Here is a 25636-nt window from a genome sequence, read left to right on the forward strand (position 1 = left end):
TTTATCAAGACGATGAGAAGGGTTAGGCGATTTTGTGGTGCAATTGAGAGACTCAACCGTTTGATTGGTCAAATATCAAACGAATTGGTTTATATAAAATCATCTCTTGCTGGTTCAAGAGTTAAAATGACGTCAGTCTGATTTATCAGGCGCAGAGCTATGACGATCAAGTTGACCAATATCCAACACGGGAGATGCATCAATATGGTCTGCATCCATCATATAAGCGATGCGTTGCAACGACGAAATTATCATCGTCTGTTCCCAGCTCTGCAGATCGCTAAATTGACTGGCAAAGTGCTCTTGCAAAGGAATAGGAGCATCAAACAGAGTGTCTCGACCCAATGGTGTTAGGATTGCGTGTACTTTGCGCTTATCGGTATTTGATCGCTCGCGAACGACGAATCCGCGTTTTTCGAGTCGATCAAGGATAGAGGTTACGGTAGCCTGACTTAAGCTCATCTCTTTGGCCAGTTCACCGTTGGTGAGCAATCCCTTGTCACGCAGTGTTTGCAACAGCAATACTTGAGGCGCAGTCAGGCCGGTTGTTTTGGATAGATGCTTTGAATGTAGATCTGTTGCTCTAATCACACGTCTTAATGCGACTAAAACTTCTTCAATATTATTCACGTCGGTTCTCTTTCATTGCCTATACCAACAAGTTGTGATGCGTTAAGCAATCACAACCTATTGGTTTATAGGTGCTTTGGACCTTAGCTCGTCGGAGATTTTTCCTTAGTTTTAGAAAGGTCTTCCTTTTGCGAACTACTGGTTGCAGATTGTTCATCGGTAGAGTCAGTGAATATTTCAGCCACGGCACTACGCTCTAATTCGCCTTGCAAATTACCTTCTTTATCAACAACTGGCAATGAATAATCAGAGACAAGTGACTCAGGTAATATTTCTTCAATGAAAGAGTCAGCCGATACCGTAGGCACCTCTTCATAAATATCCTGCTCTAGATCTTTTTGTTCATCATTTTGTGCATCGATTAGGCTTTCCCGCGTGACCACGCCTTGATAGCCCTCGTCAGTCACATGATACGCGTAATCTTGCTTTACGCCTTTCATCTGTTTAAGCGCTTCTTCGATGGTGGTTGCGGTAATGCGATACGCTGGCGGTTGCATTACGTTCTCAACACTCAGTGCACGTGCGCGGTTTACATCTTTAACAAAGGCTTCAACGTAATCGTCGGCAGGACTCAGTAAGATCTCATCCGGTGCGCCCTGTTGGACCAATTCACCGTCTTTCAAAATCGCTATGCGATCACCTAGGCGAAGAGCTTCATCTAAATCGTGAGTAATGAAAATAATGGTTTTGTGCAGTTTTTGTTGCAGTTCAATCAATTGGTCTTGCATCTCACTGCGAATCAGCGGATCTAACGCCGAGAATGCTTCATCCATCAGTAGAATTTCTGCATCGGTAGCCAAGGCACGAGCCAATCCAACACGTTGTTGTTGGCCCCCAGACAATTGCGCTGGGTACTGCTTTTCATACCCCTTAAGTCCAACCGTTTCCATCCACTCCATAGCTTTGGCATGGCGATCTGGTTTGGCAATTCCCTGAATCTCTAAGCCGTACGCGACATTTTCTAGAACTGTTCGGTGCGGCAAAAGCGCAAAGCGCTGAAACACCATCGACATTTTTTGGCGACGAAACTCTTCCAACTCTTTAGTGGACAATTCCATGACGTCCACACCTTCAACCAAAATCTTTCCTAAGGTAGGATCGATCAAACGGTTGAAGTGACGAATCATGGTTGATTTACCCGAGCCAGAAAGCCCCATGATCACGAAGATCTCGCCTTTATTAATTTGCATATCGATCGCTTTTAAACCGACGGTGTGGCCAGTTTCCGCGAGGATTTGTTCTTTACTTTGACCAGATTTTACGCGCTCTACAACCGATTGAGGTTTCGGCCCAAAAATTTTGTAAAGGTCACTTATTTCAATGAGAGGCTTAGTCATGTTTAAGATCTCCTAAGTGAGCCTGAGTACGTTTTGCATAAGCTTGTGATGAACGGTCAAACAGTATCGCCAGTGCTACAATCGCCAAGCCGTTTAGAAGACCTAGCGTAAAGTACTGGTTAGTAATGGATTTAAGCACCGGTTGCCCTAAACCTTTAACCCCGATCATTGATGCAATAACAACCATCGATAGTGCCATCATTATGGTTTGGTTAATCCCAGCCATAATCGTTGGCATTGCCAAGGGTAACTGCACACCAAGCAGTCGTTGGCGTTTACTCGCACCAAATGCTTGCGCCGCTTCTAGCACTTCTTTGTCTACGAGGCGAATACCTAAGTTGGTTAATCGAATTACTGGTGGAATTGCGTAGATTACTACCGCAATCAATCCTGGAATTTTGCCAATGCCTAGCAACATGACCACTGGGATCAAGTACACAAATGCTGGCATCGTTTGCATCACATCTAACAGTGGTGTCACGATAGACTGAACGCGATTGGATCGCGCCATCGCAATACCTATAGGAATGCCTAACACTATGGCTAGCATGGTACACACAGTGATGATGCTCAGCGTTCGCATGGTATCTTCCCACATGCCAAAATAGCCAATCAGCAATAAAGAAACAAAGCAGCTCAAAGACAATTTCCACGAGCGACTAGCGGCATACACCAATGCAACACAAATGGCTAACACAATAACCCAAGGTGTAGAGAGAAGCAGTTTTTCAAACCAGACAAGAAAACTAAGCAGTGGGTCAAAGAAAGATTCGATCATCTCGCCATATTCACGAGAAAAATCACGGTAGGCACCGTCGAGTGTTTTACGAATAGTTCGTAGGCTTTCACGATTCATTTCTGGAAATTCGTTCAGCCAATTTGTATCGGACATGATTTACAACCTTTAACGACCAGAGCCCGTGAGGGCCCTGGTGTACAACCAAAGCGGAATGTTACCGCTCTAAAATATTTACAGTGCGTCTTGCACTTTCTGTGCGATATCTTGTGGTAGCCACTCTTGCCAAATTTGAGGGTACTCTTCAAGGAAGTGGTACATGGCTTCTTCACCATTGGCTTGGTTATCTTCCATCCAGGCCAAAACTTGGTTCATATCGTTGTTTTTAAAGCCACGTTTTGTGAAGTACTCATACGCTTCTGGTGCGCGAGCCGCAAACTTTTCGGTTGTGATGGTGTGCACAGGTGATGGTGGGTACATTGTTGGCTTTGGATCATCACACTCAGCTTGAGTGGTACAGTTAATAAACTCATCCAAATCAATACCGCTGCCAAAGTCTACTTTGACCATAGTGTATTTACCCAAGACCGCAGTCGGTGCCCAGTAATAGCCCAACCATGCTTCACCACGCTCATACGATTTCGCAATAGAGCCAGAAAGGCCTGCTGCCGAGCCTGGATCAATGATGTCAAAGCCCGCATCTTCCATATTCATTGCCTGAAACAAGTTTGCTGCACTGATCTGACAGTTCCAACCCGCTGGGCAAGAGTAAAACGCAGAACGGTCTGGGTCTTCTGGGTGTTCAAACAATTTCGCGTGCTTTTTCACACCTTCAATGGTTGCCATTTCTGGGTGCTTCTCAACAAGATAAGCCGGAACCCAAAAACCTTCTTCACCGCCGTCAACGAGCGATTTACCTGCATAACGAATACGTTTTTCTTCTACCCCACGATCTAAAGCATCTTTAAGTGCATTGCTCCAAAGCTCTGGAGCGATGTCAGGCTGCCCTTTTTCGATCATTGAAGTGCCGGTCGGCATTGTATCGCCAGGGATAAGCTCTGCATCACAGTCGTAACCGTGCTCGAGAATAAAGCGGTCCACATTGGCCATAACACTGGCTGAGTTCCAGTTCATATCGGCGATGGTTACTGTGCCACACTCACTCGCATGAGCCTGTGTCGATAGAAGTCCAGCCGCTAGAATTAACGGCATTTTGTAGTTCATAATGAGTTTCCTTTCTCTTAACGTCCTCACTAGGTTACCGAACCAATCGTTTGTATTCAAACTAAATTCTTAAATTTACGTTTTAATTATTGGTTAAAATTAAGTATTAGAGCGGTAAAAATAGAGAATTATCACTCCAAATAGAGCGAAAAACGGTGAATTGCTCACCACTGAAAGGACCAGAAAAGATCGTTGTTGTCTCGCCATATATTTTGACATCAAAGCAATTTTCGCAGGGGTTGTACTGACGGTTATTTGTACAAACCAATGTATTGCTAATAGATAAATGGAATTTAAGCGTCATACTCAAGATCGATTCAATCGCACTGCGTTTTGGTTGACATGGCTAACCAAACGGTGAGGAAAAAATCAATGAAAACGATTAATCATACAATTACCGCAGTTGCTGCAGCTATTATCTTTTTATCAACCGCGAGCGCTTACGCTATAGGGCATGACAATTAGGACATACGACAATAACGCCGTTCGAAAAACAAATAAAGGCTCCACCTAAAACAGTAGAGCCTAGGTGTTGGTATCTGCAGTTTATGCTGCGATCTCTCCCAACAAGGCAATATGGACCACGCCATCTTTTATCTCAACCGGATAGGTTTTGAGGACGACTGATTCGTCTTCCAAACACACGCCTGTATTAAGGTTAAAGTGCTGTTTATAAAGTGGTGAAGCCACGTGTGGTTGGTCACCAATACCACCTATGAGTCCTCGAGACAACACATTGGCTTTGCCAAAGGGGTCATAATTTGAAATCGCATAGATTGCTTGCGTGCGAGTACAGTTGAATATAGCGACCTGCTCACCTTCGACTAACGCGCACACGCCAACATTGGGCGCTAAATCAGTTACGCTGCATACAGCTTGCCAGTTTTGCATAGTGTTCTCCTTGTTAAGGCTTGGCCTTATCTTCCTTGTTTCTAGAAGTCATCGATAATGGGTATTTGAGTACCAATCTTGGTCAATTGGCACTCAACAAATGTAGTTGTGAGCGGCCTTAGGTAAGTTCAACCACCTCTATGGCATTTTCAGCGTATTCATCCACTTTATCTGCAGGGATTAACTGCTCGCGGACACTGATGAATTTTAGTTTTTCATCGCGCTGATCACTGTTAATGAAATGACTAAAGCGTTTTAGTTTTTCTGGAGACTCAATGGTTGTTTTCCACTCACATTGATAGTTCGCAAGACTGGCTGCCATCTCTTTTTCAAGCTCATCACAGATGCCCAATTTGTCTTCTATAACCACTTGTTTTAGATAGTCTAAGCCGCCTTCTAAGTTTTCTAACCACACAGATGTACGCTGCAGCTTGTCGGCGGTGCGCACATAAAACATCAATACGCGGTCGACATATTTGATCAAGGTTTTATCGTCCAGATCCGTGGCAAATAGATCGGCGTGGCGCGGTCGCATCCCGCCATTACCACACACATAGAGGTTCCAACCATTTTCGGTGGCGATGATGCCTATATCTTTACACTGTGCCTCGGCACATTCGCGGGTACAGCCCGATACGGCAAATTTCAGTTTGTGTGGTGCACGCAAGCCTTTGTATCGATTTTCAATGTCCACGGCAAAGCCAACTGAGTCTTTCACACCAAACCGGCACCAAGTACTGCCCACACATGACTTAACGGTTCGCACCGATTTGCCGTAGGCATGGCCCGTTTCAAATCCAGCCTCCACCAATCGGCGCCAAATTACTGGTAGATCATTGAGTTGTGCACCAAACAGATCAACCCGCTGACCTCCCGTGATTTTTGTATAGAGGTTAAACTCTTTCGCGACTTCACCTATCACAATAAGCTTGTCTGGCGTGATCTCGCCACCCGCAATTCGAGGAACGACAGAGTAAGTGCCGTCTTTTTGCATGTTTCCAAGATAAATGTCGTTGGTATCCTGCAGTTCCATATGCTCACTTTGCAGCACATAGTCATTCCAAAATGAAGCCAAAATTGAGCCGACCGCAGGTTTACACAGCTCACAACCAAGCCCCGTTCCGTGAGAGGTTAGAAGCTCGTCAAACGTCTTAATTTTGTTAACTCGAATAATGTCGGACAGTTCCTGACGTGAATAAGCGAAGTGCTCACACAGGTCGTTATTTACCTCAACACCTAGGCTAGCAAGTTCGCTATCGAGCACTTGTTTAGCCAGCGCACTACATCCTCCACAGCCGGTAGACGCATTGGTTGAATCCTTAAGTGCGGCCATTGTTGTACAACCGTCCGCAACCGCTTGTTTGATGTCTCCTTTGGTCACATCGAAACAGCTACAGATTTGGGCGCTGTCTGGTAGTGCTTCAATTCCCATAGCTGCGCCTTCATCCTCTGCAGCATTGGGAAGAATCAATACAGACGGATTGCTCGGTAACGGCATGTCATTAAGTTTGGTTTGCAGTAGTGTTCCGTAGGATTCGGCTTCACCGACCAATACCGCACCCACGATTTTTGACCCATCTTCAGACAAAATAAGACGTTTATAGACCTGATCGATCTCATCATGATAAGTGTATGATTGCGCGCCCGGTGTTTGACCATGCACTTCACCAATACTAGCAACATCAACGCCCATGAGCTTAAGCTTGGTACTCATGTCTGCGCCCGTAAACTCACTGGCTTCTGTAGGTTCTAGGATATGCTGAGCCGCGACTTTGGCCATCTGATACCCGGGTGCAACAAGCCCAAAAATTTTATTATCCCACAAGGCACATTCGCCAATGGCATAGACGTCTTCTTTGTCCGTCAGCATATGGTTGTCAACACTGATGCCACCACGTTCACCTATGGCAATGTCACCGCCACGGGCCAACTCATCTTGAGGACGGATGCCCGCTGAAAACACGATCATATCGGTTTCTAAAAAGCTGCCATCAGCAAAATTCATGCGGTATCTAGAGGTTTCACCCGCAACGATTTCAGTGGTGGCTTTTTCTGTGTGCACGCCGACACCAAGAGCTTCAATTTTACGTCGCAATAGCGCGCCACCACCCTCGTCAAGCTGAACCGCCATCAATCTTGGCGCAAACTCAACCACATGAGTTTCTAAACCTAAGTTTTTGATTGCATTGGCCGCTTCTAGCCCTAGCAAACCACCACCGACGACAACGCCACTCTTACTGACCTTACTTCCCGCTTCAATCGCATCGAGATCTTCAATAGTGCGGTACACGTAACAATGCTCTGAGTCATTGCCCGGAATAGGAGGAACAAATGGGTAAGAGCCCGTTGCCAATACCAGTTTGTCATAGGCTTCTTCTCGCCCACTTTGCGTGATCACTTTTTTGCTGTTGGTGTCCACTTGAGTGACTTTCTCATTAACGACAAATTTCACACCATTTTCTTCATAGTAGGTTTCGTCGGTAAGTGATAAATCTTCGACGGTTTTTCCCTCGAAGTAAGAAGTCAGCTGGACTCGGTCATAAGCCAATCTCGGCTCTTCTGAAAAGGTAATTACATCAATATCCGAACGCTCTGCGGCAATTAAGTTGTCAATAAACTTATGACCAACCATCCCGTTTCCAACTACAACAATCCTTTGTTTACTCATGGCTTACTTCCTGTCTTTAATTTAAATTTTATAATTTCAATGTATTCTTTATGGCGCTACGCGGTCAGTGGTAATGGCTCTTTTGATTCCAACATTTGCTGCCTCAATTGCTCTACCTGCCCTGCGACTGCAACCGTCTCACCAATCACTATAAGTGCTGGGGTGACAACATTATGTTTGTCTCTCAAGTCATCTAAGCTCCCTAAAGTACCGATGAGGGTTCGTTGCTCGGATGTACACCCTTTCTCTATGAAAGCAGCGGGAGTGCGGCTATCGAGCCCATGACCAATCAATGCGTCCATCACCAGTTCGCATTTCGATACGCCCATATAGACGACCAATGTTTGATTGAGTTGTGCTAACGCTTGCCAATTGTGTTCGAGTTCTTTGCCTGCATGGGCCGTAATGAAGGTACAGCCTTGTGTCAAACCTCTATGGGTTAAAGGGATATCAGCATAGGTGGTGCATCCAGACGCTGCGGTAATACCAGGAACAACATCAACATCAACGCCCGCAGAGAGCAATTCAAGCATCTCTTCACCACCTCGCCCGAATACAAATGCATCCCCACCTTTCAATCGGCACACTTTTTTCCCTTGATCAGACAATGTCACCAGGATTTGATTGATTTCATCTTGAGTAGCGCTATGACAGGCCTTTGATTTCCCTACATAAATCGTGGGCGTATCGACAGGGAAAAGCTCCCGAATAGCCTTGCTCACCAGATTATCAAAAACAATCACGTCAGCCTGTTGGATGGTTCGTAACGCTTTTATAGTCAGTAAGTCAGGGTCTCCGGGACCGGCTCCGACTAAACTCACATTGCCCATTTTATGACCGAATTGACTGTAGTTAGCTGTTGACTGTTTATTCATTCCTCTCGCTCCCAAACTGCGGGTATACCTTAAGTCAGCAAGGAGAATGCCAATAGACAAAACACACTTCCCAAGTGCATTTTATTTATTATTATTCAACAATTTAAAAGAAAATAATTTTCAAATATACCACTTTGGAGTTAACAAAATTGATACGCACTGTAACAATAATTGAACAAACATGGTGCACCTAAAATGGATAAAACGCTTAAAATGGTGCAAAAGTATCCTATTTCGCTATGCCAGCTCCAATTCTACTGGGTCATGCCCGAAAAACCATCAACTTAACCAATTGAAATAAATAAATTAATTTGTAATTCTCAACTGATTTCGGGGGGTTGGCGTACTAGTTGCTTTAGTGTTTGTAACGAGCTGTAATCCATGTAGACCTGCACACTGTGCGATTGTCTAAGTGAAGGCTAAATGGTGAATTAAAGGGATAGATGAATGAATCAAGCGGATCAAGGATGGATTAAAAGTACATGCGCATACTGTGGTGTAGGTTGCGGTATTGAGGCTCGCCCAAAATTAACAGGAGAGCTAGAAGTACGAGGCGATCAGCAGCATCCATCTAACTATGGCAAGCTTTGCACAAAAGGGATCGCGCTTGGCGATACGGTGATTCAAGATGGTCGATTGCTAACGCCAACTGTTCAGCAGCAGGGACGTAAAAAATCGCTGTCATGGTCATCTGCAACCAACATGGTCGCTAGCAAGTTTGAACAAGTGATTAAAGATCATGGACCCGAAGCTGTTGCGTTTTATGTATCGGGTCAGCTTCTCACCGAAGATTATTATGTTGCCAATAAATTGATTAAAGGGTTTATGGGAAGCAGTAACATAGACAGTAACTCACGTCTTTGTATGGCTTCTTCGGTTGTCGGGCACAAACGAGCGTTTGGCAGCGATACCGTGCCAATCTGTTACGACGATATCGAACACGCAGACATGGTAGTACTGGTTGGATCCAACCTCGCATGGTGTCACCCTGTACTCTTTCAAAGACTGCGAAGCGCAAAACAAAGTAACCCAAACCTCAACATTGTGGTTATTGATCCTAGAGTCACGGCAAGCTGTGACATCGCAGATTCACACCTTCCCATCTCATCAGGTGGCGATGTAGCTTTGTTTAATACTCTGCTCGCTCAGATGGAAAAACAAGGTGCCATAGACTACCCCTTCATCGAGAAACACACCAATGGGTTTGCGAAGGCGCTAACAACAGCACAAGCGGAAAATAGCGGCGATGACTACGCAGATGCAGCTCTAGCGACGGGACTATCTCAACAACAAATTGACCAGTTTGTTGACGACTTTATTGGAACAGAGAAAGTGCTCACTATTTATTCGCAAGGAGTAAACCAGTCAAGTAGTGGCGCAGATAAAGTAAACTCCATCTTAAACTGCCATCTAGCCACTGCAAAAATCGGTAAAAAAGGCTGCGGCCCATTTTCTGTAACTGGTCAGCCAAATGCTATGGGTGGACGTGAAGTGGGCGCTTTAGCAAACATGCTAGCAGCGCACATGGAGTTTGATAATCCAGAGCACCTAAGCGCACTGTCCGAGTTTTGGGGCACGCAAGACTTGGCGACTCAACCGGGCCTCAAAGCCCTTGATCTATTTGACGCGATGGATCGTGGAGAGATAAAAGCAGTCTGGATTATGGCGACCAACCCTGCGGTAAGTTTACCCGACAGCGATAAAATTGCTCGCGCCTTAAATAAATGTGAATTTGTGGTGGTGTCCGACTGTATTGAAGGCACTGAAACCGCCCAATACGCCGACCTTCTATTGCCAGCACAAGGCTGGAGCGAAAAATCGGGTACCGTGACCAACTCAGAACGACGAATTTCTCGACAGCGCCGTCTATTACCCAGTCCAGGTGAAGCAAAACCTGATTGGTGGATCATTTCTCAGGTAGCTCAAAAAATGGGATTTGCTGACGCGTTTGACTATCTGCATGAAGGCGAGATATTTACTGAATACGCTAAATTGACCACCCTAGGAAATGAGCAAGGCGAACGCGATCTTAATTTAATTGGCCTCACACAACTGGATGAGCAAGGTTACAGCACCTTGGCTCCACAACAATGGCCAGTATTAGAACTGCAAACGGATGTCGTCAATAAACGCTTCTTTAGCGATGGTCAGTTCTATACGCCTAACGGCCTGGCCAACTTTGTTGCTGTTTCTCATCGAGAGCCAATTTCTGCAAGTAGCGAGGAGTTTCCATTACTGCTAAACAGTGGACGCTCGCGCGATCAATGGCACACAATGACCCGTACCGGTTTATCGGCAAAATTGGCAGAGTTCGATCCCGAGCCCTATCTACAAGTTCACCCTTCGACGGCGCAGTACTTAGACATAGAAAGCGATCAAGTGGTCTCTATTTCGAGCCCTTATGGCGCGTTTAAAGCGCGCGCAACAATCACTGAAGACGTACTGCCCGAGCAGGTTTACGCCCCAATTCATTGGAGCGCGCAAACTGCAGGACAGAGTAAACCTTGTAGCGTGATCGCACCGAATGCCGACCCGTTCTCAGGTCAACCTGAGTTTAAACATACGCCCGTCAGTGTTGTGAGGTGCGATCATAAAAGCCACGCTCTAGTGATCACTCAATCATCGATTGATCAAAATGTCATTGGCTCGGCCGAGTTGGACTACTGGGTAAAGCAAAAAGTCCCGCAAGGCTATCTCTACATCATTGAATCAAGCCGAGATGAAAATGGGTTGATTCAAACTGTTGAATACCTGCTTCAGGATACTCGCGGCCGGCAATATCAATCAATCCTTGCTGGCAATCGCATTACCACCAGTCTGAATTACAAACAAGAGAAGCGCTATGCCATGTGGGTTTGCGCCAACATTACTGCGGCACTAGCTCCTTCACTGCTTGTAGAGCTGTTTAGCAATGGGCACGATGAAATGGCTCTAATGCAATTAACCACACCATAATGGTCACTGTTTGCGCTTTACCCAATCTAGCTAGGCAAAGCGCAATCTTAAACGGGCAAAAGACATCGGCGTTTTATCAAGAGCAACCACCAATAAGTAAGACCCGATAAGCGTTCCTATAAACACCAATGCGTCTTTTGCTCCTTGTGTAAGCCCAAGCACTCCGGCTACGTTAAACAAGACAATAATGACAAATAAATGAGTCACATACATTGGAAAGACCCATTGAGACAGACGGGACCAAACTGGAGCTTGTCCTAGGTTTGGTTTTGCCAATAACCAAAAAAACAATCCAACAGACCAAACCGCAGTGCCAATCAAAAAGTCGTTCATGTTAAACAACTGCCCCTTCCCATGTAAAAACAGCGCCTCTGCAAAGTGCATCGATAGGCCAAGCAGCGCAATAGCGCGAGCAGAGGAGGCCGGTAAAGACCAATCGTTGCGCCTAATGGCAAAGCCTATCGATACCATCAGCAAACTGAAAAAGGGACCATTGCGAGTAAAAATAGGCGCGCTCCACTCAGTAATGATCGCGTAGCTACCTGCGCCTACTCCATACACATACAGCGCAATGGCTACGGGCAATAGCAATCCATACACTCTTAGGCGTTCAAAAAGAGCAATAATAACGACCGCACTCACCAGCGCAGGCAAATACCACAGGTGAACCAAGCCACCTTCAAACAGAGAGTTGAGTGGGGTACTGGCTAAGAAGCCCCAATAACCTTGTCTCTCAACGAGATAGCCGTGTTGGATAAGTGTGCCAAGGTTAAATGGCATGACCAGAGCGATCGCACTCCAAAGTGCCCAAATAACCATCAATGGCATGCAGTATGAACGGGCTTTTTTAAATGGTTTCTGGGACAAAGTGGGATAAATCAGGTAGCCAGCCATGAGAAAAAACAGTGGAACTGCGAAGCGACAAAGTTGATTAATCAGGTAATTCAACCAAGGTTCGCCATCGACAACGGCATAGTCCATAAAAAATTGGCCATGAATTAGCACGACGGCGACCAATGCCACAACTCGTGCGGCGTCAAAACTGTATATTTTGGGAGTGTTGTACATGAGTAAATAATACGAAAAATGATTCTAGGCATGGTAACACTTACCTGTGAATGACGTCGCGTCGTTTCACATTCTGTAGCACATTTTTAGAGTCACATAACAGAAACCCCGGCGTATTGTTTGGGCGAGAAGCGCTTTTAGAAACAACCGCTAATATCCGGTCATTTCTAGGTAACCCTTACCACTGTGGCTTCCGGTAAAGCGTACCGGTCCTTCCCAATAAGGAATGGACAGCGTCATTGCCGCATTAGGGTTAAGCGCGGTAACCATGAGGTTGATATCGTGCTTTGGAATACTCACCTGCCATTGCGTTGGGTGCGCATTGGTTTGGTCTGTAGGAGCAAGAACAATCTCTTCACCGTTTATGGCAAAGCCATTACCTTTTGCATCCATTATCCGAGCGCTTTTAAATAGATCCCCTTCTTCATTAGGACGCAGTTGGAATAGCACCAAAGTAATGTCGTTAGAAAGGCGTAACGCAAACCAATCCCACCCTTGCTGCGAGTCCAACAATATTTGACTACTCCACTCCCTGTCTAGCCACCCTTTACCACTCACCTTGTCAGCAACACCATCGACGATGACCTCCCCCTCAACATCAATGTAGGGTTGGCTATAGTAGTACGATGCCACAGCACCATCGGCACTTTTTATACTGTACCCTCTATCACCTTGCAGCTGGAATGGCGCAGCTGATTGTAAACCCAATGAAAAACTAAAATCATCGTTGTGAGGCTTTATCCCAGCACGTTTATGGGTCACTGAGAGCGTTGCAGGGAAAAGCGTTTCGCTTGTTGACTGCCAGCGCCAGTCGTCTAAATACACGGCAAACGGCTCGCGATCTACGCCCGCTAATTGTGAGTGTGAACGTGACCATTTTTCTGCAGCATAGTGGGCATCTTGGGTAGTCAAAGCACTATGAGCCATATACACGTGGCGACTATTCCACCCTATATCTGGCTGACTCTCTGCTCGCAGTTGCTCTTCAGCTTCTGCAAACGTTGCAAAGCGAAATTGCGTCCACTGAACGCCATATTCTCTTCCTGATTCTCCAACAAGGTTAGCGGTTAAATACCACCATTCATGGCGAAAATCGTCATGAGATTGATGATCCGCTGGAAAACTAAAATCACGTTCGGCGGTAACTTTAGCGTAAGCCTGGATAGGGTTAGACATCATTGCGCCAAATGAGGGATCATCCGGTGTCGAAGGAGTGTCAGCGTCACACCCACTAAGAGTGAATAGCGACGCGACTGTCAAACACAGTAACAAAACGCTCTTCAAATAACAGCCTTGATAGTCATTGATCACTACAGCACCTCACTTTGTAGATTGGCAAGCAAGGGCCTCTTTGTCTGCTGCAACAGTGGAAAAAGCGTGGCACAAAAACTTGCCAATAATGTAATACCGATGGTCATCCCTACCTTTGGCCAATCCCACTCAAAAAATAGTGTCCAACCAAAGGCTTGAAGCGTGACATTTTCAGTCAGCAACTTGCCCAGTACATAGCCAATTGGAATAGCCATTAAGCAAGTGAGTCCAACCAGCAATCCCATTTGCCCGATCAGCATCATGCGCATCGAACGCCTCTTAACCCCCAAGCAGTATAGCTTTGCTACCGAAGAAACCCGCGATTGCCCAATTAGGTAGCAAGCGGTAAATAACCCTATCGCTGCGACCAACAATGTCAGGATGTTGAGCGCTTGCGTTATGGCAAACGTTCGCGAAAAGATCGAAATGGCTAACTGCTTTAAATTCAGTTGATCGATCATTTGATTGTTGGAGAAACCTAAATCTTGGTTGAGCGCGAGTTTTAATGTGGCTATATCGCCTTCGACACCAACACCTAGACTGGTCGGTACAGGGGTAAATCCATACTGACGCCATAATGACGGAGCAATAAGTACCTCGCCTTTAGGGTTACCATAATCGTAAAATATGCCACTAATAGTTAGCGGAACATCATTAAGAAAAGGAAGTGCCAGTTGATCGCCTACGGTTACATTGAGTTTTACCGACGTTGCCTCGCTAATAAACACGCTTTGATTATCGTAAAAGGACTTCCATGCATCCTTTTGCGAGGACCTAAACAGAGTGGTTTCGACCATGGTATCTCGGTCCTTGGTACCAACATTTATGGGCAATCCACGATAGTTGGTAGGGAGGTAAGTTTGCGTATAAACCTTAGACACCTGGGGGTGTGATTCGAGATACTCTAGCACGACGGCATGGTCTTGCTGCACCGAGCCTATATAGAGCTCCGCATGCAGGCGCCCCTCAAGCCAGTTACGAAGTGTCGATTCAAAGCTCCCAACCAAGGTATTAATGGCAATGTTTGAGCTCACCGCTATTAGCATCGCCATCATCGCAAGTGATAGCGGAGCAACCAGCTCTTTTGCCTCAGCAACTGCATAGGAGTTAAGTCCAGAAAAGCCACGAGTTGCTAACCACCGCAAACTAAAATGTAACAGCATTGGCAACATCAGAGGTGCACCAATGACCATCAAACCAATACTAAATAACGTGACACGGTAGTGATCACTGATACTGATCCCAATAAGCGAACTAACCAGCAGCAGTGACCCAATCCAAAACAGCCATGTAAATTGTACAGAGTTCTCGCGAAGCTGATAATAGCCCACCGACCGAGACAGCGGAGTATTGATCATTTTTACAAATTGAGCGCTGCACGCCACTAATGCCGAAATCAAACTCAGCAGCATCGCTTGGATAAACCAAGCAACCTTCCATTCTCCTGGCAGTAGTGTGGCGCTATAGAGCTGCTCTAAAGTGATCGCCACCATCGGATGTAACCAATGGCTCAACTGTAAGCCTAAGACAAAACCAATTGCCGAGCCCAGTACAACCAGCAATGTGAGTTCGACTACTAATGCACTTAACAGGGTTTTTTTGGCTATGCCGACATGTTGCAGCTGCATAAGCAGCCTGTCGCGTTTAAGTAGGCTATAACGAACGCCGTTATACGCAATAAAAAACCCAACTAAAAACGCCAGCAAGCTCATAGCAGTAAGATTAAGGTGAAAGCTATCGGTGAGTGCTTGCAGATCATTTCCGCTGTCATTACGTTGTAGTGTTGCTTGTCCTTCAATCCACTTGTCAATTCCGCTGGGAAGCTCAGTCGTAAATAGCGCTATATAGCTGAGCTCACCTTGCCTGCCTAATAATCGCTGGGCTAAGGATATGTCCATTAATATACGATTGCCCAATTCACTCGATTCAGGCAGCGTAACAACCTCAAATTCAATACCATTGACTCGCCACCTACCTGCCCTTGCCAGCTCTGCCTGACTGACTAAAACTACGGCCTCACCCGCAAGCATTTTTCCCAACGGTATTTGCTCTGACCAGGTACGATTAAGGCCCGTCTGCACGTTGTCATCTGAAGCCTGAGGTTGAACACTGGTCAGTGCAGCTAACAGATCACTGCCTTGAATGGTCCAACGTTTGCCTTGGTCATCGGTAACCACGCCTTCGATAACCGGTAGCGATAAACTCACACCTTGCTTTCGCAGTCTAAAGTACACCGATTCATCAAATGTTCTTTTACCCGCCATAGGGAGCACTTGATAACTCGCTCGCGCACTTAACTGCTCGCTACTCTCGCTGTAGCTGCGCTTAGCATTGGCGTTAATCGCTTGAACACCGACAAACAAAGTCACTGCGAGAGTAATTCCCAACAATATAGCACCCGCCTGTAATGGCGATTGCCGATAGTGTCTAACAAAAATATACAGTGTCGTTATGAACGAGCGAACGTTGCGAGTAGGAGCCTCATTTAACATGCAGACTTCCTTTCTCCAGATGGTATTGCTGCTGCATGAAATCGGCACATTGTTGGCTATGGGTGACTAACAAAACCGCACTGTTAGACTGATGCGCCAAGCCGCTAATGAGTGACATCACTTCAAGGCCGGATTGCTCATCCAAGTTACCTGTCGGCTCATCCGCCAAAAGCAGCGCCGGTTTATGAGACAGCGCCCGAGCGATCGCCACTCGTTGCTGCTGACCACCAGACAAATTAGACACATGGCGATGTAATAGCGTGTCTAACCCTAGTTTGTCGCACAGATGATCACACCAATCGTCCCACTTTCGGCCATTTAGTTGCAATGAAAAAGCAATGTTTTGTTTTACGTTTAACGGCGTAAGCAGGTTGAACTGCTGAAAGATGACGCCCAAGTGACGCAGTCGAAAATCACTCCAGCGGTCGTCATTCCATCGTTGTACTGATTGATTCAGTAATGTCAGCTGACCCGAGTCTATGGGCTCAAAACCCGCGATGAGATTAAGTAAGGTACTTTTACCACTGCCGCTCGCGCCCGTAAGCGCGACGCTTTGACCTTGCGATAGGCGAAAATCGACAGACTCAAACACTTGATGACGTTGATCGCCATCTTCAAACGCTTTGCTGACGTTTGATAAATTGGCGACAAAGGACTCGCTGGGTGATTGGTGATCGTTCGGCTCATCGTGCAACATCTCATCTCCGCGAAGGTTTTTTGTATACGGTATTTTCTATAGCAACTATAGCGTATACGTTACCCACTGCTGATGAGATTAGTTTCTGTTTTTCCAAAATAAATTGACTAATGCACCAGATACGATCAAACCGCCGCCTATGATTGTCCATATCGTTGGCAACTCTCCAAATATCACCACCCCTAACAATGCAGAGAATACAATTTGGATATAAGAATACGCAGAGGCTTTGCCCGCGGCTTCCGTTTGCATGGCTTTGGTCAGACCCAACTGTCCAACTTGAGTGAAGATTCCCACCAGCACTAGCATGAGTGTGATTAGTGCACTGGGCATCACAAAATCATCGCCAATGGCAAACAGCGATACTGGCAGGGCCACAAGTGGGAAGTAGAATATGATAACCGAAGGATCTTCGGTACGACTCAGTTTTCGAACAATCACATAGGCAACTGAGCTACCTAAAGCGCCCAATAGGGCTACCCACACACTAAACAGGGGTAAGTCAGCGGCTATGCTGCTATCCCAGTTAGGATAAACCATGACCGCGACCCCAATAATAGATAGACAAATCGACATGAGTGTAGATGCTTGTATCGACTCTTTTAAAAATAGATACGCGATCACTGCGGTAAACAGTGGATGAACATATTGCAAAATCGTCGCTTCTGCCAAGGGCAGCGTTGTCACCGCGTAATAGACACAAAACAAAGCCAATGTGCCCACCAAACCTCGTGCAAACAGCAGTGGACGGTTGTTCCCCCACACTGACAAGCCTTTTCGTTTCACATCCATATAACTTAGGACGAAAGAAACAAGAGCACGAGCGGCAACAATCTCAAAAACAGGGATGCCATATTCGCTGACGTATTTTACCGTCGCAGACATAAGCGCAAACCCAAGTGCGGAGATCAACATATAATGAACGCCGCGCGGAACAAAAGCCGAGGCAACAGGTTTTGAGGGAGTCATGAATTAAAGCGTCTCGCAAAGTCGTACGTTTGTCAGCCAAAGCTAGGCTAATAGAGAGAGGCTCATATTAACACAGTGCGCTACGTCACACACATAAGTTGTCCTTGAACACCACAACGCCCCTTTTCTAAATCCTTCTAAGCCTATAAAAATAAAAAGATATTTATAATTGAGAGCTTGAACCATACTTGTCATTCAAAGTTTAAATGATTCTTATTTATGGGATGTTAGTACATTAATTACGCTCTATTATGCTGAGTTCACATTTGCATATTAAAAACAAAAGACATAAAAGCATCGAACTTTTATGTGTGGAGAAGAGTAATGGTTAGGTATTCACGCAAACAACGATCTCATTTAGGGCTAATGTTTTTGGCAGGAGCTGCGACTTTCTTGTCATTCCAAGGTGTGGCCAAGACAACACCACAAGATCATCCTGCCTTTGACCCTATGCCTGGTGCTGTCATTAAAGATTATGATGCCGTGGACTATGAAGTCGCCACCCTAATTTTAAGCAAACCTTACGAGAAAAATAATCGAGCCTACGCTGACGAAACGCTCGAGCTTGAAGGTAAGCTCACTCACATTCATTATATTCTGCCTAAAAAGTATTCCAGTCTCCAAACATTTCGAAATTATCAAAAACTCGCTAAACGACAAGGGATGGACGTTTTATATACTTGTGAACGAACATGTTATAGAGGCAATCTCGGTGACTTTGATGAACTGATCCAAAATCATCGAGGTGTGTATTTAAACGGCAGTGAAGAGATTCAATATTTTGCAGCGCAAAAAGGTAATTTATACCTTTCACTGTTTGTCAATGTGATGCAGCAGCGTACCCACGTTTGGCAATTTGTTATCGAGGCTGGAGAAGTAAACGACGACCTCTTATCCCCAATGGCGTACGAACTGCAAGCTAGCGGCAGTATCGACCTTTACGGCATTTACTTTGACTCGGGTAAATCAACTTTAAAAGCGGAATCAAGCAGTGAACTGGCAGAGCTTGCTGAGGTGTTACAACAATTCCCAGACTTAAACATTGAAATCATTGGTCACACCGATAGTAATGGCTCAAGCTTAGCTAATGAAAAATTATCGTTAAAACGCGCGCAAGCCGTCAGAAAGCAGCTTAATGTCCAACACGCTGTCGCCTCAAATCGTTTACAAGCCGAAGGTCTTGGGGAATCAATGCCTGTTGCGGATAACTCAACTAAGGAAGGGCGCGCTAAAAATCGACGCGTTGAAATAGTGGCGATCAACCCAGAAGTATTGTCACCTAACGCCGCTATTGTCCATCAAGATGCGCTGCATAACAGTGCTGACACAATACCAGAGGACAAAGAAGCCGAAGGTAGCGAATTTGATGAATTAGTCGAAAATGTAGAGAAAGCCAGTAAGCTTGGGAACGCACTAAAAAGCTTCTTTTAGGAAAAAATGGGTAGCTTGAGCTACCTATTTTTCTATTTGACGGTTTGTGTATGCTCTGCAAGCAGAGCTTCCGCATCACTGACCTGTAACGGTTTAGCGAATACATACCCTTGAGCCAAAAAACACCCTTTAGACAGTAGATAGCTCACTTGGTCGTGCTCTTCAACACCTTCCGCTAACACTTTCATACCCAGCGCCTGCCCCATAAGGATGATAGCATTTGCGATAGCGTTACTGTCGGTGTCATGAGGCGTATCCATAACAAACGAGCGATCTATCTTGAGCTTATCGATGGGTAATTTCTTCAAATATGACATCGACGAGTATCCAGTACCAAAATCGTCTAACGCAATTTGAATACCAAGTTGATGCAAACCATTGAGGTCATCGATGATTTTTTCGGTATTGGTCGACGTAAAACTCTCAGTAACTTCTAGCTCTAGGTACTGCCCTGGTAATTGGTGCTTGAGCAAAACCTGGTCAACCTGCGAAACAAAATCTTGATGCAACATTTGACGGCCTGCAACGTTAACCGCGACGCGGCCAAACTCATAACCTTGTTCAAGCCAAGTTTTCGCCTGTTTAACCGCTTCTTCAAGCACCCATAACCCAATAGGTACAATCAAGCCCGAACTTTCAGCAATCGGTATAAACTCAGAAGGTGAAATTAAACCGTGTTTGGGGTGATTCCAACGCAGCAGCGCTTCAAAACCAGACACCTTATTGGTTTGCATATCAAACTGAGGCTGATACACCAAATGGAATTGGGTATCTTCAATCGCCTCAACCAGTGCACTCTGAATTCGCAATTGCGATACCGACCCTTGCAGTATCTCGGGATCATAAAAAGCAAAGTCATTTCGACCATTTTGCTTAGCAACAAACTTTGCCGAGTCGGCGTTTCTCATTAGCTCTGCCGGAGAAATACCATCTTTTGGATAGATCGCGATGCCAAAGCTTGAGGTGAGTCGAATGGATTCGTGGTTAAGCACCTGTACAGGTGACAGCAACTTACTTTGGATCTCACTGATAACCTTTACGATATCATCTCGCTCTGACACCCCAGGGAGCAATACCATAAATTCATCGCCACTGACTCTTGCAATATAGCTACCAGCGGGTGTGGCCTTTTTAATGCGACTTGCAACCTCTTGTAGGACCAAGTCACCACCAGCATGTCCGATTAGATCATTAACTAGCTTAAAGTTATCCAAATCTAATTGAATTAGCGTGAACAGATTATTGTGAGCGTGGTACTGCTCGATGCAAAGCTCAATCAATTCAATGAGCTTGTTTCTATTGGGCAAAGACGTCACTGGGTCAACTTCTACAAGGTGTTTAAGCCTTTTTTCGTCTTCCTTACGCTGCGATACATCTTCAAACACGCACAAAAAATGAGGAGGCTGAGAGCTATCTTTATGGCTGATTAGGTTAATGGTAGTTTGTTGATAATAGAGAGTGCCGTCTTTACGACGGTTAATAAACTCACCTTGCCACGTCCCTTTGCCATTTAATGTGGTCCACATTCTTCGATAGAATGCATCATCTTGGTGCCCTGACGCTAAAATGCGTGGGTTACAACCGATGACATTATCGACGGTATAACCAGTGATCTCACTAAATGCAGCATTCACATCAATGATGCGATTTTCGCTGTCAGTGATCATCAACGCTTCTTTGGTTTTATCCAATAAAGAGCGTGCCATATCCAGTTTATCCAGAGCAAACTTACGCTCTGAGACATTACGTGTCATGCCGACTACACCAAGTAATTGTCCATGACTGTCTTTAATAGGAGCCTTTATTGTTTCCAACCAATTTGGATCATTACCATTTTCTGAACGGTAACACTCATCAACCACCATCTGTTCGTCACGATCTACAACCATTTTGTCCATGCGCAAAAACGTTTCAACAACGCTCTCATCGAACACTTCATGATCTCGCTTGCCTATAATTTCTTCTACAGTGAGCCCCCATGCATTTTCAACAGCATTGTTGCAGTAGGTGTATTCGCCCTGATTGTTTTTGACCCAGACGTGATCATTAAGGCTGTTAATAAAGTCTATGAGATCAATTTCTGGCTCATTTTCTTGACTGCTACAAAAACTGATTTCGATGGTGGAAATAAGTTTGTTTAAGCTAATTCGCTGAGAGTCATTGAGCGGCTCTTCCGAGGAAACGGCTAAATCAATCTTTGCTCCACATGGCGCAATCGTTTGCAGAACACTAACAAAAGAAAGGTGCTCGGTGTGAGCATTAGTTAAGGGTGCAGGGAAATCGGCCGCAAATTGTTGCAATAGACGTTGTAGGAATTGGCCGTTGGAACTGTCCAACTGCACGGGAGCATTATTTTTATAGGAAACAAAGACAGCGATTGTTGTTTGAGTCACAGTCTCACTATGTAATATATATTTTAGCCATTGTCTGAGCGTTGATCGAGAAACCGATAAACTGGTCATTATTTATACTTCTATCTATTTATAGTGAGTAACACAGCACCCTTCGACTGGGCTCAGCGTCCTAGTATTCCATGCTGAAAACTGCGGCTAACTAAGTGGAACTTCCTCACCACGAATAAAGCTATTATTCTATAGTTTCGCGGGGATACTACTCTCAACTGGAGATTTTTCAATCAAAAAAGTATCTAAACTTTACGATATATTGAAAGTTTTGCGACGGCTACCACAAGCGCCAACCACACTTTTACCATCACACATGCTGTTAAGTTAACACTTTACCTCAGTGATCTGCAATTCTGTTATTACAGTTAGCTGAAGAATTGTATCGACGTCGCTATGACCAAACGGTTATTTCCATTCAAATTTTTGACCAACTTGGTGCAATTGCACTCTCAACTGCGTGCTAGGGGAACCAATAGCACAACAAATCCCACATTAAAACAATGACTTAATTGTGGCACAGCTTATGCTAACCATTAAGTAGTTGTAAAAACGAGGAGTTACTATGAGTTTTATCGTTACAGGAAACTTAAGTCATTTATTTAACGGAATTAGCCCACATCAATTGTTTGGAGGACATTCAACCCTGAAACGCTCTCAACAGCGCATTAATGACTTACTCGGATGCATCGATTTGACCCGTCAATTACGTGCATTGTGTGTGAGGCCTAAACAGAATGCGAGTCAACAATCTAAATTGATTCAACAAGCTGGCAAAGAGCTTATCCATCATACCCAACGCATGTGTCGTGACAGGCAGTTGGCGCCACTGAGCGAACGTAGAATGTTAAAACAAGAAGTTGAAGCACTCGTCTTTAGCATCTCAGACAATACCTTGGCCTCCAACCTTATCCAGCATGGTCGAATCATCCGTAGCATGATCTATGTACTTGATAAACAGGTCATTCAGTTTATGAGCCAATCTGGCAAACTGTTTCTTGTCGGCGATTACAACGAAAAATGGATGCGGGTGATGTCTGCCATCGAAGCATTAACGCAATATCGAATCGCGCTTAGCGATACTAATGGCATTAGTCTGCTGCGTGTCACTGGCAGAGGCCTCGTATTGCAAAATAAACTTCGAGAGGTCAATGACATTCACAAGCTCACTAAGTTTGACCAAACCAATGTTCTCGGGAAACTGGATGAGGCAAATCATTACCACGGTCTTGAGGGTAACGAAGATGAGATAGCGGTACAGCTCTACAAACTTTCCAGTCAAATCTCCGCCATTACTTTAGAGGTCTATCGTGAAATCATTGTTGAAACATGTGAGTTAATCTGGACAAGCGACAGCCGTGAATGGATTGATGCCTAACCGATATTAAAGATGTACACCTTTGGTGAGGCTTACCGTTTTTGAAAAACGATGACAGCAAAAGTAACATGGCTCGATATGACATACATGTCTCCGTAATATTTGCGGGTATGTCAATTGAGGGTTCTGAAGTTGCAAGAGACATCACCCCATACGATGTTGCCCCAACACTGTCTCATTATCTTGGTATTACTCAACCCAGCGGTGCTATTGGGAATGTACTGGAAGAGGTAACAATGCAAACATAGATCGTTGACTAACATTTAATTGGGTCGTCGCTGTAGGACCCTTTTTGATGGGTGGTATTGATGCTAGATAAGCGATTCTTAGAATTTTGCAAAGCTAGGGCAAACCGTAATGACTGCGCGTGTCTTTCGAGTAAAAGCAGTCCGCTAAAATAGACACGGCTTCATCAAGGCTGTCTAACGCGATATTGCCAAACCCTAGAACCGCGCCTTGCCAGTCGCGAGCAGGAGCTTGGGCTGTTTCGTAGTACGTCAATGGTCTAATCACGATGTTTTGCTTTAACGCTCGTTCGGCCCATGTCTGTTCACTAAGTTGTCCATACCACCGCAGTGTCACGTGCAAACCCGCTGCTTGACTGATCACTTCAACGTCACCACCAAAATAGGTATGCAAACTGAGGACTAACCGCTGATACTTTTCGTTGTAGACACGCCGCATCTTTCGTATGTGTCTTAGCAACTCTCCTTCCGCAATAAAGTCGGCCAAGGCTGCTTGGGTATGACTGGGCGTATTTCCAGTGAGCGCTTCTTTTATCATTAGACAGCGTTCCTGCAGCGCTTTTGGCGCCACCATATAGCCTAAGCGCAACCCATTAAACATGATCTTACTGAATGAACCAACGTAGAGCACACGTGATGGCTCTCCAAGTGAGTCAGCCAAACCTTGTAACGATGGGTAGGGTTGATGGGCAAACTGAAACTCGCTGTCGTAATCGTCTTCGATGATCCAACTTTGATGTTGCTGTGCCCACGCAATCAGTTCTAATCGCTGCTCCGTATTTAACGTTGTTCCAAGGGGGTATTGATTGCTTGGCGTAATGTAGAGGGTTTTTACAGTGCTCGCGGTTACCCTATCAAAATCCAAGCCAGTAACAGGTCGCACCGGAAATGCCTGAGATTGATACCCTAGTAAAGAGATGATTTTTCTTAGTTGAGTATATCCGGGTTGCTCAATACCGACTTGGTCATCTTGATGGTTCATCGTCGCCATCAGCGAGATAGTTAGCGCTTGTTGAGCCCCTTGAGTGATAATGATATCGCTAGCACTGCAATGAACAGAGCGACTGGCTAGCAAATAATCTGCAATAGCGCGTCGCAACGCCAGTGACCCTTCAATTGTCTGTGCACCCATCAGATTGTTGCTAGCACTGTGGCGAGAAACAAAGCGCTGCCACTTGGCGTGAGGGAACTGAGCCAAGTCTGGCACGCCTGGTGAAAATGGACGGTTAAGATCCGGCAAAGGCTTATCGATTATCTTGGTTTGTACGTTTGGACGCTTAGCTTGTGTGCCGGGCACCTGAAGATAGTGATCCGGCAATTTAGGAACCACATAAAACCCCGATCCTTGCCGGCTTTCGATGTAGCCTTCGGCAGCCAGTTGTTCGTAGGCATATATGACCGTATTGCGACTTAGGTTCATTGCTTCGGCCATTTTACGTGTCGAAGGGAGCTTTCCCCCACGAACCCACAGCCCTTTTACGATCTTTATGCGAATTGCCCGCTGCAAACCCTCTTGCTTCGACACACTCGCTTCTGTAATACAAAGATCGCCAATATCAATCAGCGCCAAACTGGATCCTACTATTTGTTAAAACTGGTGCTAAATACCATACCAGATTAACAGTACATTGCTATAACGCTCAACAAATACAGGAATGAAAACATGCTAGGACAGTCATTACGCACCACACTCAAAAAAGCTGCTCACAAAGCGTCAACAGAAACAACATCGTTGCATGCCATCATCGATGAGTCATTGATAGCCCACATTGCTATCCTTGAGGAGAGTGGCCCAGTAGTGATACCCATGCTGGCTTGGCGCGTCGATGACTATGTGTATATTCATGGTGCTAATAACAGTCGGTTAATGCGACACTTGCATCGCGGCGGGCAAACTTGCCTTACATTTACGCTGTTTGATGGGTGGGTTCTTGCGCGTTCAGCATTTCACCATAGCGCGCACTATCGAAGTGCTGTGGTTTTTGGAGCCTTTGAGTCCATTGAAGAATCATCGGCTAAAAAGCGCCTTTTGGATCACTTCATCGAGCAAATAGCCCCAGGTCGCTCCGAGCAGGCTCGAGCAAGCAATGCCAAAGAGTTAGCTGCCACTATGTTACTGCGTATGCCATTAAATGAAGCGTCTGTAAAAATCAGCGATAAGCCCGTCAATGATGACTTAGCGGATATGACTCATCCGGTCTGGGCAGGGTATTTACCTTACTCGACCAAAGTGGGTCCACTGATTGCCGCACAAGAACTTGAAGACGATATTACCGAGCCCGATTACAGTGCAGCTTATGCAGATCGTTGGAACAAAAACTAGCAAA

The 25636-nt window shown here is 45.4% G+C and carries 19 protein-coding genes; 5 read left to right on the forward strand and 14 right to left on the reverse strand.

The window, feature by feature from the left end; all coding sequences use genetic code 11:
- Window positions 1–132: 132 nt before the first annotated feature.
- The 7 genes from ST37_RS06310 to cobA form a co-directional block, all read right to left on the reverse strand.
- A complete protein-coding gene (locus tag ST37_RS06310; protein ID WP_084884723.1) occupies window positions 133–630 on the reverse strand; it encodes a MarR family transcriptional regulator in 498 nt (165 codons plus the stop codon).
- Between the two features lie 83 nt (window positions 631–713).
- Window positions 714–1967: a glycine betaine/L-proline ABC transporter ATP-binding protein gene (locus ST37_RS06315; RefSeq protein ID WP_084884725.1), complete on the reverse strand. Its 1254-nt coding sequence runs from the start codon at window positions 1965–1967 to the stop codon at window positions 714–716.
- Window positions 1960–2859 carry a proline/glycine betaine ABC transporter permease gene (locus ST37_RS06320; protein ID WP_084884727.1) on the reverse strand — a complete coding sequence of 300 codons (900 nt, stop codon included), beginning with the start codon at window positions 2857–2859 and terminating at the stop codon, window positions 1960–1962. Before ST37_RS06320 ends, ST37_RS06315 begins: the two co-directional genes overlap by 8 nt.
- Window positions 2860–2937: 78 nt before the next feature.
- Complete coding sequence (locus ST37_RS06325; protein ID WP_084884728.1) at window positions 2938–3927, reverse strand: ABC transporter substrate-binding protein; 990 nt, start codon at window positions 3925–3927, stop codon at window positions 2938–2940.
- 546 nt (window positions 3928–4473) lie between these two features.
- On the reverse strand, window positions 4474–4818 hold the full coding sequence (gene nirD / locus ST37_RS06330; RefSeq protein ID WP_084884730.1) for a nitrite reductase small subunit NirD: 345 nt from the start codon (window positions 4816–4818) through the stop codon (window positions 4474–4476).
- 118 nt (window positions 4819–4936) lie between these two features.
- A complete protein-coding gene (gene nirB / locus ST37_RS06335) occupies window positions 4937–7486 on the reverse strand; it encodes a nitrite reductase large subunit NirB (RefSeq protein ID WP_084884732.1) in 2550 nt (849 codons plus the stop codon).
- A gap of 56 nt (window positions 7487–7542) precedes the next feature.
- Entirely contained in the window at window positions 7543–8361 is an 819-nt protein-coding gene (gene cobA / locus ST37_RS06340) for a uroporphyrinogen-III C-methyltransferase (RefSeq protein ID WP_084884734.1), read from the reverse strand.
- A 447-nt stretch (window positions 8362–8808) separates the two neighbouring features.
- Between cobA and ST37_RS06345 the strand changes: the two genes are divergently transcribed.
- Window positions 8809–11316: a nitrate reductase gene (locus tag ST37_RS06345; RefSeq protein WP_084884736.1), complete on the forward strand. Its 2508-nt coding sequence runs from the start codon at window positions 8809–8811 to the stop codon at window positions 11314–11316.
- A 30-nt stretch (window positions 11317–11346) separates the two neighbouring features.
- On the opposite strand, the gene ST37_RS06350 is transcribed toward ST37_RS06345, so the two are convergent.
- From ST37_RS06350 to ST37_RS06370, 5 genes are all read right to left on the reverse strand, one after another.
- A complete protein-coding gene (locus tag ST37_RS06350) occupies window positions 11347–12384 on the reverse strand; it encodes an acyltransferase family protein (protein WP_084884737.1) in 1038 nt (345 codons plus the stop codon).
- Between the two features lie 150 nt (window positions 12385–12534).
- Window positions 12535–13695: a lipocalin-like domain-containing protein gene (locus ST37_RS06355; RefSeq protein WP_242426235.1), complete on the reverse strand. Its 1161-nt coding sequence runs from the start codon at window positions 13693–13695 to the stop codon at window positions 12535–12537.
- Window positions 13695–16187 (reverse strand): ABC transporter permease, encoded by a 2493-nt coding sequence (locus tag ST37_RS06360; protein ID WP_084884739.1) that lies wholly within the window; start codon window positions 16185–16187, stop codon window positions 13695–13697. Before ST37_RS06360 ends, ST37_RS06355 begins: the two co-directional genes overlap by 1 nt.
- Window positions 16177–16884, reverse strand: a complete 708-nt coding sequence (locus ST37_RS06365; RefSeq protein ID WP_084884741.1) for an ABC transporter ATP-binding protein — start codon at window positions 16882–16884, stop codon at window positions 16177–16179. Before ST37_RS06365 ends, ST37_RS06360 begins: the two co-directional genes overlap by 11 nt.
- A 78-nt stretch (window positions 16885–16962) precedes the next feature.
- Complete coding sequence (locus tag ST37_RS06370; RefSeq protein ID WP_242426237.1) at window positions 16963–17853, reverse strand: DMT family transporter; 891 nt, start codon at window positions 17851–17853, stop codon at window positions 16963–16965.
- Between the two features lie 324 nt (window positions 17854–18177).
- Here ST37_RS06370 and ST37_RS06375 point away from each other — a divergent pair, with 324 nt between their 5' ends.
- Entirely contained in the window at window positions 18178–19284 is a 1107-nt protein-coding gene (locus ST37_RS06375) for an OmpA family protein (protein ID WP_084884744.1), read from the forward strand.
- 32 nt (window positions 19285–19316) lie between these two features.
- On the opposite strand, the gene ST37_RS06380 is transcribed toward ST37_RS06375, so the two are convergent.
- The gene (locus ST37_RS06380) at window positions 19317–21677 is read right to left on the reverse strand and encodes a GGDEF and EAL domain-containing protein (RefSeq protein WP_172400938.1); all 2361 of its coding nucleotides are present in this window, start codon (window positions 21675–21677) and stop codon (window positions 19317–19319) included.
- A 574-nt stretch (window positions 21678–22251) separates the two neighbouring features.
- On the opposite strand from ST37_RS06380, the gene ST37_RS06385 reads away from it, so the two are divergent.
- Window positions 22252–23064, forward strand: coding sequence for a hypothetical protein (locus ST37_RS06385; protein ID WP_084884747.1), 813 nt, complete (start codon window positions 22252–22254; stop codon window positions 23062–23064).
- A 68-nt stretch (window positions 23065–23132) separates the two neighbouring features.
- On the forward strand, window positions 23133–23312 hold the full coding sequence (locus ST37_RS06390; RefSeq protein ID WP_143698142.1) for a hypothetical protein: 180 nt from the start codon (window positions 23133–23135) through the stop codon (window positions 23310–23312).
- A gap of 94 nt (window positions 23313–23406) precedes the next feature.
- Here ST37_RS06390 and ST37_RS06395 read toward each other — a convergent pair whose 3' ends face one another.
- A complete protein-coding gene (locus tag ST37_RS06395; RefSeq protein ID WP_172400939.1) occupies window positions 23407–24879 on the reverse strand; it encodes a PLP-dependent aminotransferase family protein in 1473 nt (490 codons plus the stop codon).
- A 93-nt stretch (window positions 24880–24972) separates the two neighbouring features.
- Between ST37_RS06395 and ST37_RS06400 the strand changes: the two genes are divergently transcribed.
- Window positions 24973–25632 (forward strand): pyridoxamine 5'-phosphate oxidase family protein, encoded by a 660-nt coding sequence (locus tag ST37_RS06400; RefSeq protein WP_084884752.1) that lies wholly within the window; start codon window positions 24973–24975, stop codon window positions 25630–25632.
- The last annotated feature ends 4 nt before the right edge of the window (window positions 25633–25636 follow it).

The sequence above is a fragment of the Vibrio sp. qd031 genome (assembly GCF_002100145.1).
Lineage (GTDB): Bacteria > Pseudomonadota > Gammaproteobacteria > Enterobacterales > Vibrionaceae > Vibrio.